Below are 16,127 nucleotides of genomic sequence, written 5' to 3'. Positions count from 1 at the left end.
CATGAACCAGCGCACAGACGACCCTGCCTTGCGTCCGCCGCGCCAGGGGGACACGCAGCGGCTGGGCTCGCGTCGTGCCAACAACGCCTCGGCCGAAGGCCTGCCGTTGCCGCCGCCACGCGTGCACCACAGCCACAGCAGCGACGGTGCGTTCTCCACCGCCGCGGCGGCCGCGCTGTCCAACGACCTGCGACAGCATGTGAAAGGCGAAGTCGGCTTCGACGACGGCAGCCGCGCGCTGTATGCCACCGATGGCTCGATCTACCGCCAGGTACCCATCGGCGTAGTGATGCCGCACGACGTGGACGACGTGCTGGCGGTGTTGCGTATCTGCGCCACGCACGACGCACCAGTACTTTCGCGCGGCGGCGGCACCAGCCTGGCCGGGCAGTGCTGCAACACCGCGGTGGTGATGGATTTCTCGCGTCACCTGGATCGCATCGTGGCGATCGACGTGGACGCGCAACGCGCCAGGGTGGAGCCCGGTTGCGTGCTCGACGACCTGCGCGATGCGGCGGAAAAACACCACCTCACCTTCGGCCCCGACCCCTCCACCCACGCGCACAACACGCTCGGCGGCATGGTCGGCAACAATTCCTGCGGCGTGCATTCGGTGATGGCCGGGCGCACCGCCGACAACGTGCATTCGCTGGACATCGTCACCTGCGACGGTGTGCGCATGCACGTCGGCCCGACCAGCGACGACGAGCTGGAGGCGATCATCCTTGGCGGCGGGCGGCGCGGCGAAATCTATGCGGGGCTGAAAGCCATCCGCGACCGTTACGCCGACCTGATCCGCGCCCGCTACCCGAAGATCCCGCGTCGCGTATCCGGCTACAACCTGGACGAATTGCTGCCGGAAAACGGTTTCAACGTGGCGCGTGCGCTGGTCGGCACCGAGGGCACCTGCGTCACCATCCTTGAGGCCGAGTTGCGACTGGTGCCCAGCCCACCCGTGCGCTCGCTGCTGGTGCTGGGCTATCGCGACGTGTTTCTCGCCGGCGATCACGTACCGCAGATCCTCGGGTTCGGGCCGATCGGTCTTGAGGGCATCGACGACGCGCTGATTGCCGACATGAAGCGCAAGGACATGCATCCGAAGGATCGCGCGCTGCTGCCGCCGGGCGGCGGCTGGCTGCTGGTGGAATTCGGCGGCGACAGCAAGGATGAGGCCGACAGCAAGGCACGGCGCGTGATGGACGCGCTGAAGGGCAGGGACGACGCGCCCAGCATGAAGCTGTTCGATGACCTGGCCGAGGAGAAGATGCTGTGGCTGATCCGCGAGTCCGGCCTCGGCGCCACCGCCCGCGTGCCCGGCCAGCCGGACGGCCATCCGGGCTGGGAGGATGCGGCGATTCCGCCGGACAAGGTGGGCGCCTACCTGCGCGGCTTCCGCGCGTTGCTGGCCAAATATGACTACAGCTGCGCGCTGTACGGTCATTTCGGCGATGGCTGCATCCACTGCCGGATCGACTTCGACCTGTCCACGCCCGAAGCGGTATCGCAATGGCGCGCGTTCATGGACGAGGCATCGGACCTGGTGCTGAGCTTTGGCGGCTCGCTTTCCGGCGAGCACGGCGATGGCCAGGTGCGCGCGTCGTTCCTGCCCAAGATGTTCGGCGATGAACTGGTGCGCGCGTTCGGCGAGTTCAAGGCGCTATGGGATCCGCACGGCCGCATGAACCCCGGCAAGATCGTCGCCCCCAACCCGATGGACGCCGACCTGCGCACTGGCCCCGGCTACCGGCCGCCCAAACTGAAAACCCAGTTCGCCTGGCGCGACGACGGCAGCAGCTTTGCCCAGGCCACCCGCCGCTGCGTGGGCGTGGGCAACTGCCGCAACAAGCGTGGCGGCGTGATGTGTCCCAGCTATCGCGCCACCCACGAGGAGAAGTATTCCACCCGCGGCCGCGCCCATCTGCTGTTCGAGATGCTGCAGGGCGACCCGATGCATGGCGGCTGGCGCAGCGAACCGGTACGCGACGCGCTGGACCTGTGCCTGGCCTGCAAGGGCTGCAAGAGCGATTGCCCGGTGAACGTGGACATGGCCACCTGCAAGGCCGAGTTCATGTCGCATCACTACCGCCACCGGCTGCGCCCGCGCGCGGCGTATGCGATGGGCCTGATCTTCTGGTGGGCGCGCGCCGCCTCGAAAGTGCCCTGGCTGGCGAATTTCCTCTTGCGCGCACCGGGCGTGTCGCGCGTGTTCAAGGCGATCGGCGGCATCGCGGCGGAACGCACCCTGCCGCATTTCGCCAGCGAGACATTCCGCGACTGGTTCTTCGCGCGCCCACCCGGTGACGCGGACAAACCCGCCGTGGTGTTGTGGCCGGACACCTTCAACAACTACCTGCATCCCGAGCCGCTGAAAGATGCCGTCGCGGTGCTTGAATCGATCGGTTACGCCGTGCGCGTGCCGCGCCCCGCGGTGTGCTGCGCGCGGCCACTGTACGCGGAAGGCATGCTGAATCTGGCACGCCATCAGCTGCAAGACAGCATGCGGGCGCTGGCCGCGGACATCGACAGCGGACTGCCGGTGGTGGGGCTGGAGCCGTCGTGCGTGGCCAGCTTCCGCGACGAGCTGCCCAACCTTTTCCCCGGCGACGAGCGCGCCCACTGGCTGTCGCGCAACACGTTTCTGCTCAGCGAATTCCTGGACCAGATCGGTTACGCGCCACCGGTGCTAAAACGCAAGGCGCTGGTGCACGCGCATTGCCACCATCACGCGGTGATCGGCACGGATGCGGAAAAGCACCTGCTCGGCAAGCTGGGACTGGACGCAGAATTCCTCGATGCCGGCTGCTGCGGCATGGCCGGCTCGTTCGGCTTCGATGCGCGCCATGTGGGCGTGTCGCGCGCCATCGGCGAGCTGCAACTGCTGCCCGCCGTGCGCGCGGCCAGCGCGGACACCTTGATCATCACCAACGGCTTCAGTTGTCGCCAGCAGATCGCCCAATGCACGGGCCGCGAAGCCATGGGCCTGGCGCAGGTGCTGGCGATGGCGCTGCGGCAGCACGAAGGTACGGCATTCCAGCCACTCGATACGGACGGCCGTTGAACGGTCAGCAACACGGAGGCAAACATGCAGCACAAATTGATCCACGACGACGGCAGCAAGACTTGGGCGGTGATTCTGGAAACGGGCGATGAAGTCACCGCTTGCCTGCAGTCGTTCGCCACGGCACAGAAGCTCAGTGCAGCGCACCTCACCGCGATCGGCGCGTTCGAGCGCGCCGTGCTGGGCTACTTCGAGTGGGACAAGAAAACCTACCGGCGCAACCCCGTGGACAACCAGTGCGAAGTGGTGGCGTTGCTGGGCGATGTGGCGCTGAAGGATGGCGAGCCGAAACTGCACATGCATGCCGTACTGGGTCAACCGGACGGCCAGGCTTTGGGCGGCCATTTGCTGGAGGGCCATGTGCGCCCGACGCTGGAGGTCGTTGTCACGGAGACACCGGCGCATCTGCACCGCCGCTTCGATCCCGACGCAGGTTTGGCCCTGATCAGGATGGATGCGGATACGCCGTGAGCGCTGCAGCGAAGGCGCGATTCAGCCGTCCATCACGCACTGGTCACCGCGCCGCCACCAAGATCGACGGCATCCGTCGACTGCGCAGGAGGTGACATGAAGACACGTCACGTATTCACAACGCCCGACGTCCGCGGTGCCGAAGACGCGGTCGATGCGCTGCGCCGCGCGGGCATTCCGAAAGAGGATATTTCGCTGATCGCCAGCGACAGCATCGAGAAGCAGGCCATCCCCGACGATCACCAGGAGACCAGTGGCGACTTCGCGGGCGGCGGCGTGAAAGGTCTGGTGGGCGGCGGCGCCAGCGGTCTGCTGGCAGGCATCGTGGCCGTCACCATTGCGCCACTCGGCCTGACGCTGGCGGGCGTGGCGGCGATGACGCTGGTGGGCGCAGCCGTCGGCGGCTGGATGGGCATGCTCACCGGCACCGAGGAGCCCGATACCGTGCGGCGCACATTCGAGGACGAGATCGCCGCCGGCCATGTGCTGGTGGTGGTGGATGGCGACAAGGAGATGCTGGCACGCGCCGATGCCGCGCTGGCGGCCACGTCCGCCACACCATTGCCGTACGACAAGCCCACCTTGATGTCGTGAGCAAGGGCGTCCGCGCGTCACGGCGCGGGTGGTTCCCGCGCGATCGCGCGGTGTTGCAATGGAACATCCATGGGTCAGGTTTTTCATCCGCGCTTCGGGTTGTACGTGCAACTCGTACTGCTCGTCGTTCTCGTGTCGCTGGTGGGCGGCGCCCTGATCTGGCGCGCGAGTACCGCCGAACCGCATGGTGTCGGTGAACCGGTGGAGCAACCCGTGCCTTTCAGCCACAAGCATCACGTGGGCGATGACGGCATCGATTGCCGCTATTGCCACAGCTCGGTGGAGACCAGCGCCTTCGCCGGCATCCCGCCGCTGTCCACCTGCATGACCTGCCACTCCCAGCTCTACACCGACACCGCCGCGCTGAAGCCCGTGGTCGATAGCTGGCGCCACGGCGTAGCGTTGCATTGGCAGCGCGTGCACCAGTTGCCGGACTTCGTGTATTTCAATCACAGCATCCACGTGGCCAAGGGCGTGGGCTGCGTCACCTGTCATGGCCGGGTGGATCGCATGCCGCTGACCTGGCGCGCCAAACCGCTGTCGATGCAATGGTGCCTGGACTGCCATCGCGCACCGCAAAAATACCTGCGCCCGCGCAACAAGGTGTTCGACATGACCTGGCAGGCGAAGGATCAGGCTGCCCTGGGCATGGTCCTGGTGCGTCGCTACCACATTGATGCGCGCCGCCTGTCCGACTGCTCGGTGTGTCACCGATGAGCCGCGCCACGACCCCCGCCGCCGATGTCGCGATGCAGGCGCTACGCCAGCGCATGGATGGCATGGATGCGCGCGGCCCGCGTTTCTGGCGTGCGCTGGAGGAACTGGCCGACGACGCGCACTGGCGCGACACCCTGCACACCGCGCTGCCGCAACTGGCGGCGCTGGCACCGATGGATCGGCGTCGCTTCATCAAGCTGCTGGGCGCTTCGCTGGCACTGGCCGGACTCGCCGCTTGCAGTTCGCCACCGCAGGAGCAACTGGTGCCGTGGCTGCGCCAACCCGAAGGCATGGCCGCCGACACTGCGCGCTTCTACGCCAGCGCGCTGGCCTGCGCGGGCGACGTGTGCGGCGTGCTGGTGGAAACGCACATGGGCCGCCCGACCAAGATCGAGGGCAACCCGGCACACCCGGCCAGCCTCGGCGGCAGCGCGCCGGCACTGCAGGCGGCGGTGCTGGAACTGTGGGACCCGGACCGTTCGCAAACGCCGCTGCATCGTGGCGTAGCCGCCACATGGGACGAATTGTTCGGCGAGCTGGCCACGCTGTCGACCGCTGAAGGCCGCGGTTTGCGCGTGCTCAGCGGCGCCATCGTCTCGCCCACGCTGGCGGCGCAGCGCGATGCCTTGCTGCAGAAATTTCCCGGCGCCCGTTGGCATCAATACGAAGCGGCAGGGCAGGGGCAGACGCTGGCTGGCACCGCGCTGGCGTTCGGGACGCCGCTGCAACCGATCCATCACTTCGACAAGGCCCGCCGCATCGTGGCGCTGGATGCCAATTTCCTGGGCAGCATGCCGGGCCGCCTCGCTTACGCCCGCGCCTTTGCACAGCAACGCAAACCGCCGCAGATGAATCGGCTCTATGCGGTGGAGCCCACGCCTTCGCTGACCGGCGCGATGGCCGATCATTGCTGGCCGCTGGCGCACCACGAGGTCGGCGCTTTCGCGCGCCAGCTTGCCGGTTTGCTCGGCGTTGGCAGCGCCGCAGGCGCAGGCGTCGATGAAAAGCTGGCACGCGCCGTGGCCGATGACTTGCTCGCCCACAAGGGCCAGTCGCTGGTACTGGCGGGCGAAACCCAGCCGCCGCCGGTGCACGCGCTGGCCCATCTGCTGAACCAGGCGCTGGGCAATATCGGCCACACGGTGGATTACATCGCACCGACTGAAACAGCGGATTCCGCCGATTCGTTGGCTTCCCTGTGCACGGCAATGAACGCAGGCGAGGTCGGCACACTGCTGGTGCTCGATGCCAACCCGGCTTACGACGCGCCTGCCGATCTGCCGTTTGCGCAGGCGATGACCAAGGTGCCGCGACGCATCCACCTCGGTCTTTATCGCGACGAGACGGCGCACTTGTGCGACTGGCATTTGCCGATGGCGCATGCCTTGGAAAGCTGGTCGGACCTGCGCGCCTGGGATGGCACGGTCAGCATTGTGCAGCCGCTGATCGAGCCGCTGTATGCGGGCCGTTCGATGCACCAATTGCTGGCGGCGATGCTCGGGCAACCAACGGACATCCGCGCCTTGCTGCAAACGCGATGGCATCCCGACGACGATGAAAGCTGGAACCGCAGCCTGCGCGAGGGCCTGATCGCCGACAGCGCCACGACGCCCGCGAAACCACCTGCCATCGACGCCGGTTTTCTCGCGGCGCCCACGTTGCCGCCAGCATCACCTGCCGAATTCGAACTGCTGTTTCGCCCCGACCCCACGCTATGGGATGGCCGTTACGCCAACAACGGCTGGCTGCAGGAATTGCCCAAGCCACTGAGCCAGTTGACCTGGGGCAACGCGGCCTTGATCAGTCCCGCGTTGGCGGCCGAGCGCAAGCTGGCCAACGGCGACGTGGTGGAGTTGCGCGTGGGTGATCGACAGCTGCGCGCACCGGTGTGGATCATGCCGGGGCAGGCCGCGCGCAGTGTCACCGTTCACCTTGGCCATGGCCGCCGGCATGCGGGGCACGTGGGCGATGGCGTGGGTTTCGATGCTTACGGCTTGCGTAGCCATGCCGCGCCATGGCGCGAAGGCGGCTTGCAGATGCACGCCACCGGCGAGCGTATCGAGCTGGCGGCCACCCAGCATCACCATGCGATGGAAGGCCGCGCGCCGGTCCGTGCGGGCACGCTGGCGGAGTATCTGCAAAACGCGAAATTCCTGCAGCCGGAGGAACCGGCCACGCCACCCAGTCTGTACCCGCCGAAACCGCCCGGCGAATATGCGTGGGGCATGGCGATCGATCTCAACGCCTGCATCGGCTGCAAGGGCTGCACCATTGCCTGCCAGGCCGAGAACAACATCCCGATTGTGGGCGCCGATCAGGTCAAACGTGGCCGCGAAATGCACTGGATTCGGGTGGATCGCTACTACGAAGGCAGCGCCCACGCGCCATACACGCATCACCAACCGGTGCCGTGCATGCATTGCGAACATGCGCCCTGCGAAGTGGTGTGCCCGGTCGGCGCCACCGTGCACGACGCCGAAGGATTGAACCTGCAGGTGTACAACCGCTGCGTCGGCACGCGCTTCTGTTCCAACAACTGCCCATACAAGGTGCGCCGCTTCAACTTCCTGCAATACGCTGACGTGAAAACCGAAAGCCTGAAAGCACAGCGCAACCCGGATGTCTCTGTGCGCAACCGCGGCGTGATGGAGAAATGCACTTACTGCATCCAGCGCATAGAAACCGCCCACATCGCCGCCGACCGCGACGACCGCAAGATCGCCGATGGCGAGATCGTCACCGCCTGCCAGGCCGCGTGTCCCACGCAGGCAATCACCTTCGGCAACATCGCTGATCCCGACAGCGCAGTGAGCCACGCCAAAGCCTCGCCGCTGGATTACAGCCTGCTGGCCGAACTCAATACGCGGCCGCGTACCAGCTACGGCGCGCACCTGCGCAACCCGAATCCCGCGCTGGGGGACGACGCATGACCGACGCCCTCAACCGCGCACCACTGCTGGCGCCCGGCCAAAGCCTGGCCGGCGTCACCGACCACGTCAGCGACATCGTGCTGACGCGTCCCACCGGTCGCTTGTGGCTGGCCGCATTCGCGCTGTCGCTCGCCCTGATCGGCCTGCTGGCCACCGGCATCGTGTGGCTGCTGATGCGCGGCGTGGGCATCTGGGGACTGAACATGCCGGTGGCATGGGCATTCGCGATCGCCAACTACGTGTGGTGGATTGCGATCGGCATGGCCGGCACCTTCATCTCCGCTGCGCTGTATCTCACCCGCCAGGACTGGCGCAGCCCGCTGACGCGCTACGCCGAAACGATGACCGTGTTCGCGGTATCGGTGTCGGGCATTTTTCCGATCCTGCATCTGGGCCGCCCGTGGTTCTTCTACTGGCTGGCGCCGTACCCGGACCGCATGAACGTATGGCCGCAATGGCGCAGCTCGCTGCTGTGGGATTTTTTCGCCATCGTGGCGTACCTGATCGTGTCGGTGCTGTACTGGTACGTGTCGATGATCCCCGACCTGGCCACGCTGCGCGACCGCGCCGCCACCCGCGGCAGGCAGGTGTTCTACGGCCTGCTGGCGCTGGGCTGGCGCGGCGAGGCGCGGCACTGGAAACGCTTCGAGACATTGAGCCTGCTGCTGGCCGCGCTGGCGGTGCCGCTGGTGTTCTCGGTGCACTCGATGGTGGCGCTGGATTTTTCCGAAGGGCTGCTGCCGGGCTGGCATTCCAGCATCTTCCCGCCGTTCTTCGTGGCCGGCGCGCTGTTCTCCGGCTTCGCCATGGCGATGGTGCTGGGGTTGCCGTTGCGGCACTGGTTCAAGCTTGGCGATTTCATCACCCCGCGCCACATCGACAACCTGGCGAAGATGATGCTGGCCGCGGGACTGTTCGTCGACTACAGCTATTTGATGGAAATCTTCACCGCGTTCTACGGCATGGATCGCTATGACGTGGCGATGACGATGCAGCGGTTCAGCGGTGCGTACGCGTGGGTGTTCTGGACCACGATCGTGTGCAACGTGGTGGCGATCCAGGCGCTGTGGTCGCGGCGGGTGCGTGCCAGCCACGCGGCGCTGTTCGGCATCAGCGTGCTGGTATTGATCGGCATGTGGTTCGAGCGCTTCATGCTGATCGTCAGCAGCCTGTACCACGACTTTCTGCCGTCGAGTTGGGGCATGTTCTATCCCACGTTCTGGGATCTTGCGTTCCTGGCCGGGTCGATCGGTTTGTTCTTTCTGCTATTTCTGCTGTTCGTGCGGGTGCTGCCGATCGTGTCGATGTCGGACATGCGCAAGTTGGTGCATCGGCTGCAGGGTCCACGGCCATGACCGACCCGAACGTCTACGGCTGCATGGCCCAATTCGACAGCGCCGAGACCTTGCGCGGCGCCGCCTTGCAGCTGCGCCACGCCGGTTACACCCGGCTGGAGGCGTATTCGCCCTTTGCCGTGGAAGGCCTGGCCGAGGCACTGGGGCCGACGCGCAGCCGGCTGCCGTTGCTGGTGCTGCTGGGTGGATTGGTTGGCGGCGTAGGCACGCTGGCGCTGCAGTACTACTCGGCGGTGATCGACTATCCGATCGATGTGGGTGGCCGCCCGGCGGCCAGCTGGCCGGCTTTCATTCCCGCGGCGCTGGAGATGACGATCCTGTGCGCGGTGCTGGCCGGCGTGGTCGGCATGCTGCTGGGCAACGGCCTGCCGCGGCTGTATCACCCGGTGTTCAACGTGCCGCGCTTCGCGCAGGCCAGCCGCGATGGTTTCTTTCTCGTGATCCGCGCCGACGATCCGCACTACGACAGCGACCACGCACGGCAGGCATTGATCGACCTGGCGCCGCTGTCGGTCGACGAGGTGCCGGCGTGATCCGCCGTGCGCTCGGCGTGCTGGTCATCGCCCTGGCGCTCGGCGGCTGCGAGCGCGGCATGCACGACATGTACGACCAGCCCAAATACAAATCGCTGGCGCCCAGCCCGCTGTTCGCCAATGGCAACTCCGCCCGCACGCCACCACCCGGAAGCGTGGCCAGCGCGGCGGGCGAGGCGGCCGACAGCAGCGGCGGGCGACTCGGCGCGTTGGCCACTGCCGCATCGGTCGGCCCCGCCTTGCCGCTGGGCGGGGAGGGCCGCAGCCTGGCGCAAGGCGACATGGGTGCACGCGCCGAAGCCAACCCGCTGCCGCTGACCATGGCGCTGCTGCAGCGCGGGCAACAGCGCTACGACATCTATTGCGCGGTCTGTCACGGGGCGGCGGGCGATGGCGATGGCATGATCGTGCGGCGCGGTTTTCCGGCACCGCCCACCTATCACAGCGAACGCCTGCGCGACGCGCCAGACAGTCATTTTTTCCAGGTGATCACCCACGGTTACGGCGTGATGTATCCCTACGCCGACCGCGTGTCGGTACACGACCGCTGGGCCATCGTGGCCTATATCCGCGCGCTGCAATTGAGCCGCCATGCGCCGGTGCATCAACTGGATACCAGCGACCGTGCGCAACTGCAGAACAGCGCGGCGGGAGCCAGCCGATGACGCTCGCGATGGACAAGCGGCGCATGCGGCGCATCCATGTGGCGATGGCCTGCGTGGCTTCCATCGCGTTGCTGCTGTGTCTTCTGCTGGGCTGGCATGCGCCGCGGCAGGCGCTGCTGTCGTATCTGGTGGCGGGCATTTTCGGCCTGTCGCTGTCGCTGGGATCGATGGCGCTGTTGATGGTGCATGTGCTGACCGGCGGCGCGTGGGGCTATTACCTGCGACCGCAGTTGCTGGCGGCGTTGCGGCCATTGCCGTGGCTGGCGGTGTTGTGGCTGCCGCTGCTGCTGGGCTTGCATCTGCTTTATCCGTGGGCGGCGCCGGGCGCCATGGCCGATGCCGCGTTGCGCCGGCAGGCCTGGTATCTGAACGACGGCTTTTTCATCGTGCGCATGCTGCTGTGTTTCGGATTATGGCTGTGGCTGGCCTCGGCCTTGCGACGGCGGCTGGATCGCGCCGACGATGCGGGCTTGTCGCGCTTCGCGGCGCTGGGGTTGATCGTCTACCTGCTCACGATGACCACGGCCGCGGTGGACTGGGTGATGTCGCTGGTGCCGGCGTGGCGATCGTCCATCTTCGGCTTGATCGTGGCCACCAGCCAGGTGCTGGCCGCCGCCGCGCTGGCGGTGTTGTACGCCGCGCTGCGGCATCGGCGCGACGATACGCCATCACATCCACCTGCCGAGCCCGCGTGCTTGCTGGGCGACGTGGGCAACCTGATGTTGACCCTGGTGCTGGCGTGGTCGTACCTGGCGTTCATGGATTACCTCACCGCGTGGATCGGCGACCTGCCGGCGGAAACCGTGTGGTATCTGCCGCGGCTGAAAACCAGCTGGAGCGCGCTGGGCGTGGCGCTGGTGGTGTTTCATCTGGCCGTGCCGTTCGCGGTGTTGTTGTCACGACAGGCCAAGCACCGTGCGGGCTGGTTGCTGGCGGTGGCGGCGCTGCTGTTGGTGATGCATTACGCGTATCTGTTCTGGCTGGTCGTGCCCAGCTTCCGACCCGGCGGGTTTGCGCTGGCGTGGAGCGACCCGCTGGCGTGGCTGGGCATCGGCGGCTGGTGGTGGGTGGTGTTCGATGCGCGGTGGCGCGCCGTCGTGCAGCCGAGTGCGTCCGCTGCGAGGGTGTTGCCGTGAATGACGTCCATCGTCATGAAAGCCCGCTGGTCGATGCGCGCCTGCTGCATCGCGTGGGTCTCGGCCTCGGCGTGGGGCTGGTGTTGATCGCGGCGCTGATGTATCCGCTGCTGCGCTACTGGCTGGCGCCGCAGATCACCGCCGGCCTGCAGGCACCACCACCCGCGCCACGATTGCAGGCTCATCCCGCGGCGGATATTGCCGCCGAACGTGCACAGCAACGGCAGCGGCTGGAGAGCTACGGTTGGGTGGACCGCGAAACCGGCATCGCGCAGATCCCGATCGAGCGGGCGATGGCCTTGCTGGTCGCAAGCCATGCGACACCCGCAGCGGCGGATGATGCGCCGGGGAATGCCCGATGATCCGGCGCGCCGTCATTGCCTGTGCCTGCCTGTGGCTGACGGCAGCCGCGGCCGCGCACGCACCGATGGCGCCGGCCGATCTCGATCAGCGCGCCGGTTTCGACCAGCGTCTGGGCGCGCAGGTACCGATGGATCTGCACTTTCGGGAGAGTGACGGGCCATCACGTTCGCTGCGCCAGATCGCCAATGGCAAGCCGATGTTGCTGGCCATGGGCTATTACCGTTGCCCCAACCTTTGCGATGCGGTTCTGCACGGTCTGTCGCACGCCGTGGCGACGCTGACGCTGCGGCCAGGGCAGGATTTCGAGGTGGTGTTCGTCAGTATCGACCCGCGCGAGCAACCCGCTGATGCCGCCGCCAGCCAGCGCATGCTGGCCCGCGCGCAGCCGTCAGCGAAAGTCGATCAATGGCATTTCCTGACCGGTGATGAAACAGACATCCATTCGCTGGCCCGTGCAATCGGCTTCCGCTATTTTCTCGACCCGCGCAACGACCAGTACGCGCACGCCGCCGGCGTGGTGGTGCTGTCCGCCGAAGGGCGCGTGACGCAATACATGTTCGGTGTGGACTACCCGCCGCGCTCGCTGCGGCTGGCACTGGTGGATGCCTCGCGCGGGAAACTGGGCAGTCTGGTGGATCAACTGGTGTTGCTGTGCTGTGGTTACGATCCCAGCACCGGCCGCTACAGCTTGCTGATCGGGCGCGTGATGCAGTTCATCGGCATCGGCTTTGCGATCGTGCTGGGCGCCACCGTGCTGTGGCTGCATCGACGCCGGAGGACGGCATGATGACGATGGCGCCACCGCAGGCCTCCACCCTGGCCGGCAGCGTGGACACGCTGTTCGACGTGATGCTGGCGTTGACCGGCACGATATCGGTGGCGGTGTTCGTGGTGATGATCTTCTTCTGCGTGAAGTACCGCCGCCGCAGCCACGCCGACCGCAGCAACGCCAACCAGACCCGGCTGGGCGTGGAGGTGGCATGGACGGTGGTGCCGTTCCTGATGTTCATGGCGCTGTTCGGCTGGAGCATCAGCCTGTGGAGCCGCATGCGCACGCCGCCGGCCGATGCGGCGCCGATCTACGTGGTGGCCAAGCAGTGGATGTGGAAGGTGCAACACCCCGGCGGCCAGCGCGAAATCGACAGCCTGCACGTGCCGCTGGGCCGGCCGATCCGGCTGGTGATGACCTCGCAGGATGTGATCCACGATTTCTACGTGCCCGCGTTCCGGCAGAAGCAGGACGTGCTGCCGGGGCGTTACACGCAGCTGTGGTTCACCGCCACGCGAGAGGGCGAATACCCGCTGCTGTGCTCGCAATATTGCGGCACCGACCACGCCCGCATGACCGGCAACGTCACCGTGATGAAACCTGCCGACTACGCCCGCTGGCTGCAGGCGCACGCGGGCACCGGGTTGGCGGAGCAGGGTGCTGAACGGTTCCGCCGTTTCGGCTGCAGCGGCTGCCACGGCAGCCAGTCCAGCGTGCACGCCCCCGATCTGGACGGGCTCTACGGCAGCACCGTGCCGCTGGCCGATGGCAGCCAGGTGCGCGCCGACGATCGCTACATCCGCGATTCGATCATGCTGCCGCGCAAGCAGGTGGCGGCCGGCTACGCGCCGATCATGCCCAGCTATACCGGGCGCATCGGCGAGGACGACGTGCTGGCCCTGATCGCCTATCTCAAATCGCGCCATGCCACGACGGAGACTGCACGTGAACAGCATTGAATCCGCCGTACCGCCGCCGCGCAGCTATCTCGACGATGGCCACAGCCTGCGCTCGTGGCTGTTCACCCACGACCACAAGCGCATCGCGATCCTGTACGCGCTGGCGATCACGTTCTTTTTCTTCCTGGGTGGCTTCGCCGCGATGCTGATCCGGCTGGAGCTGATCACCCCGGCCGGCGACCTGTTGACCGCCGACGCATACAACAAGGCGTTCACCTTCCACGGCGTGGTGATGGTGTGGTTCTTCCTGATTCCGTCGATCCCCGCCACGCTGGGCAACTTCCTGCTGCCGATGATGATCGGTGCGCGCGACATGGCGTTTCCGCGGCTGAACCTTTTCAGCTGGTACCTGTACATGATCGGCGGGCTGTTCACCCTGGCCATGCTGGTGCTGGGCGGCGTGGATACCGGCTGGACGTTCTACACGCCGTTCTCGACCATGTTTTCCAACGGCCACGTGATGCTCACCGTGGTGGGCGTGTTCGTGGTGGGTTTCTCGTCCATCCTCACCGGCATCAATTTCATCGTCACCACCCACAGCATGCGCGCGCCCGGGATGACCTGGATGCGGCTGCCATTGTTCGTGTGGGCGATGTACGCGGTGGCGCTGGTGATGGTGCTGGCCACGCCGGTGCTGGCGATGACGCTGTCGCTGATCGCGCTGGAGCGGATCTTCGGCGTGGGCATTTTCGATCCCGCGCTGGGCGGCGATCCGGTGTTGTTCCAGCATTTCTTCTGGTTCTATTCGCACCCGGCTGTCTACATCATGGTGCTGCCGGCGATGGGCGTGGTCAGCGAGCTGATCACGGCGGGCGCGCGCAAGCGCATCTTCGGCTACCGCTTCATGGTGTGGGCGATCGTGGGCATTTCGGTGGTGGGGTTCCTGGTCTGGGGGCACCACATGTTCGTGGCCGGGCAGTCGATGTACGCCAGCATGGTGTTCTCGATCCTGAGCTTCATCATCGCGGTGCCGTCGGCGATCAAGGTCTTCAACTGGACGGCCACGCTGTACAAGGGCCGCATCGATTTCAACGCACCGATGCTGTATGCGCTGGGCTTCGTGGGCCTGTTCATGCTGGGCGGCATGACCGGCATCTTCCTGGCCGCCACCGCGCTGGACGTGAGCCTGCACGACACCTATTTCGTGGTGGCGCATTTCCACTACATCATGGTCGGGGGCTCGGTGATGGCGTACCTGGGCGGCATCCATTTCTGGTGGCCCAAGGTCACCGGGCGGCTGTATTCGCAGGCATGGGCGCGGTTCGCGGCGATCCTGATGTTCTTCGGTTTCAACCTCACGTTCTTCCCGCAATACCTGCTGGGCTACGAGGGCATGCCGCGGCGCTACCACGAGTACCTGCCGCAGTTTCAGGTGCTGAACATCCTGTCGTCGGCGGGCGCGTCGATCCTGGCCGTGTCCTACCTGCTGCCGCTGGTCTACCTGGGCTGGTCGCTGCGCCATGGCCCGCGCGCTGGTCCCAATCCATGGCGCGCGAAAGGGCTGGAATGGCTCACCGACTCGCCGCCGCCCACGCACAATTTCGAGGTCACGCCCGTGGTCAACGAAGGGCCTTACGCGTATGAGGACGCATGAGCACCGAAAGCGCCATGTTGGCCCAGCAGTTCGACGATGCCGCGCAACAGCGCGAGGCGTCGGCGCTGGGCATGTGGACCTTCCTGGCTACCGAGGCCTTGTTCTTCGGCGTGCTGTTCGCCGGCTACACGGTATGCCGCGTGCGTTTTCCCGCGGCGTTCGCGGCGGGCAGCCGGCACACCGACATGCTGCTGGGCACGATCGAAACCGCCGTGCTGCTGACCAGCAGTTGCGCCGTGGCGCTGGCGTTGCGCGACGTGCAACTGGGCGGCCGGCGCGTCGCCGCGTGGTTGCTGGTGCTTACCGCCGCGCTGGGCCTGAGCTTTCTGGTGATGCACGGCTTCGAGTACTACAGCGAATACCGCGAAGGGCTGATACCGGGCATCCGCTACACCCAGCAAGGGCCGCTGGCCGGGCCGATGCAGCTGTTCTTCTGCCTTTACTACTTCATCACCGGCTTCCACAGCCTGCACGTGGGCATCGGCGTGATCCTGCTGCTGGTGATGGCCCGCCGCACCTGGCGCGCGCGATTCAGTGCGCAGTACTACACGCCGCTGGAACTGTCGGCGCTGTATTGGCATCTGGTCGACATCGTGTGGATCTTCGTCTATCCGCTGATTTACCTGGTGGGGCGCGCCGGATGAACGCGCCGACGACATCCGCCTCGCCACCTTCGCTGCGCCTGCACCTGATCGTGCTGGCGGCCTTGCTGGCGCTGCTGTTGACCAGCGCCGGCTGCGCGCTGTTGCCCCTGGGCGTGTTCAATACATTGAGCGCGCTGGGCATTTCCGTGATCAAGACGCTGCTGGTGATGGCGTTTTTCATGCGCCTGCGCCGCGGCCCGCCGCTGCTGCGGATCGCCGCGGCGGTGGGCTTTGCCTGGCTGGCCGTGCTGATCGGCATGACCGTGGCGGATGTGCTTACCCGAGTGGTGCTACCTTCGCCGTGGTGAAACGCCCGATGTGCTGACCCTCGCCCTTACA

15 protein-coding genes are annotated in these 16,127 nt (G+C 66.4%); all 15 read left to right on the top strand.

What is annotated here, in order from left to right; all coding sequences use genetic code 11:
• Position 1: 1 nt before the first annotated feature.
• The 15 genes from UU9_RS06460 to UU9_RS06390 all read left to right on the top strand — a co-directional run bounded on the left by UU9_RS06460 (position 2) and on the right by UU9_RS06390 (position 16,096).
• Complete coding sequence (locus tag UU9_RS06460) at positions 2-3,058, top strand: FAD-binding and (Fe-S)-binding domain-containing protein (protein WP_007080928.1); 3,057 nt, start codon at positions 2-4, stop codon at positions 3,056-3,058.
• 24 nt (positions 3,059-3,082) lie between these two features.
• Positions 3,083-3,529: a PPC domain-containing DNA-binding protein gene (locus UU9_RS06455; protein WP_007080927.1), complete on the top strand. Its 447-nt coding sequence runs from the start codon at positions 3,083-3,085 to the stop codon at positions 3,527-3,529.
• Between the two features lie 96 nt (positions 3,530-3,625).
• Entirely contained in the window at positions 3,626-4,123 is a 498-nt protein-coding gene (locus tag UU9_RS06450; protein ID WP_007080926.1) for a hypothetical protein, read from the top strand.
• Between the two features lie 69 nt (positions 4,124-4,192).
• Positions 4,193-4,840 (top strand): cytochrome c3 family protein, encoded by a 648-nt coding sequence (locus UU9_RS06445; RefSeq protein WP_007080925.1) that lies wholly within the window; start codon positions 4,193-4,195, stop codon positions 4,838-4,840.
• Positions 4,837-7,770, top strand: a complete 2,934-nt coding sequence (locus UU9_RS06440; protein WP_007080924.1) for a TAT-variant-translocated molybdopterin oxidoreductase — start codon at positions 4,837-4,839, stop codon at positions 7,768-7,770. The genes UU9_RS06445 and UU9_RS06440 overlap by 4 nt, the downstream gene beginning before the upstream one ends.
• Positions 7,767-9,125: an NrfD/PsrC family molybdoenzyme membrane anchor subunit gene (gene nrfD / locus UU9_RS06435; protein ID WP_007080923.1), complete on the top strand. Its 1,359-nt coding sequence runs from the start codon at positions 7,767-7,769 to the stop codon at positions 9,123-9,125. The genes UU9_RS06440 and nrfD overlap by 4 nt, the downstream gene beginning before the upstream one ends.
• A complete protein-coding gene (locus UU9_RS06430; protein ID WP_007080922.1) occupies positions 9,122-9,658 on the top strand; it encodes a DUF3341 domain-containing protein in 537 nt (178 codons plus the stop codon). Before nrfD ends, UU9_RS06430 begins: the two co-directional genes overlap by 4 nt.
• Positions 9,655-10,323 (top strand): c-type cytochrome, encoded by a 669-nt coding sequence (locus UU9_RS06425; protein WP_007080921.1) that lies wholly within the window; start codon positions 9,655-9,657, stop codon positions 10,321-10,323. Before UU9_RS06430 ends, UU9_RS06425 begins: the two co-directional genes overlap by 4 nt.
• Positions 10,320-11,459 (top strand): hypothetical protein, encoded by a 1,140-nt coding sequence (locus tag UU9_RS06420; protein WP_007080920.1) that lies wholly within the window; start codon positions 10,320-10,322, stop codon positions 11,457-11,459. Before UU9_RS06425 ends, UU9_RS06420 begins: the two co-directional genes overlap by 4 nt.
• A complete protein-coding gene (locus UU9_RS06415) occupies positions 11,456-11,821 on the top strand; it encodes a hypothetical protein (protein ID WP_007080919.1) in 366 nt (121 codons plus the stop codon). Before UU9_RS06420 ends, UU9_RS06415 begins: the two co-directional genes overlap by 4 nt.
• Positions 11,818-12,609 (top strand): SCO family protein, encoded by a 792-nt coding sequence (locus UU9_RS06410; RefSeq protein WP_007080918.1) that lies wholly within the window; start codon positions 11,818-11,820, stop codon positions 12,607-12,609. Before UU9_RS06415 ends, UU9_RS06410 begins: the two co-directional genes overlap by 4 nt.
• Positions 12,606-13,550 (top strand): cytochrome c oxidase subunit II, encoded by a 945-nt coding sequence (coxB, locus tag UU9_RS06405; RefSeq protein WP_202799804.1) that lies wholly within the window; start codon positions 12,606-12,608, stop codon positions 13,548-13,550. Before UU9_RS06410 ends, coxB begins: the two co-directional genes overlap by 4 nt.
• Positions 13,537-15,144, top strand: coding sequence for a cytochrome c oxidase subunit I (gene ctaD, locus UU9_RS06400; protein ID WP_007080916.1), 1,608 nt, complete (start codon positions 13,537-13,539; stop codon positions 15,142-15,144). The genes coxB and ctaD overlap by 14 nt, the downstream gene beginning before the upstream one ends.
• Positions 15,141-15,788: a cytochrome c oxidase subunit 3 family protein gene (locus tag UU9_RS06395; protein WP_007080915.1), complete on the top strand. Its 648-nt coding sequence runs from the start codon at positions 15,141-15,143 to the stop codon at positions 15,786-15,788. Before ctaD ends, UU9_RS06395 begins: the two co-directional genes overlap by 4 nt.
• Positions 15,785-16,096 (top strand): cytochrome C oxidase subunit IV family protein, encoded by a 312-nt coding sequence (locus UU9_RS06390; protein WP_007080914.1) that lies wholly within the window; start codon positions 15,785-15,787, stop codon positions 16,094-16,096. The genes UU9_RS06395 and UU9_RS06390 overlap by 4 nt, the downstream gene beginning before the upstream one ends.
• Positions 16,097-16,127: the final 31 nt, after the last annotated feature.

The sequence above is a fragment of the Rhodanobacter fulvus Jip2 genome (genome assembly GCF_000264315.1).
GTDB classification, from domain to species: Bacteria; Pseudomonadota; Gammaproteobacteria; order Xanthomonadales; family Rhodanobacteraceae; genus Rhodanobacter; species Rhodanobacter fulvus.
Note: the sequence above shows the minus strand (reverse complement) of the source record. Positions and strands in the feature narration are given on the sequence as shown.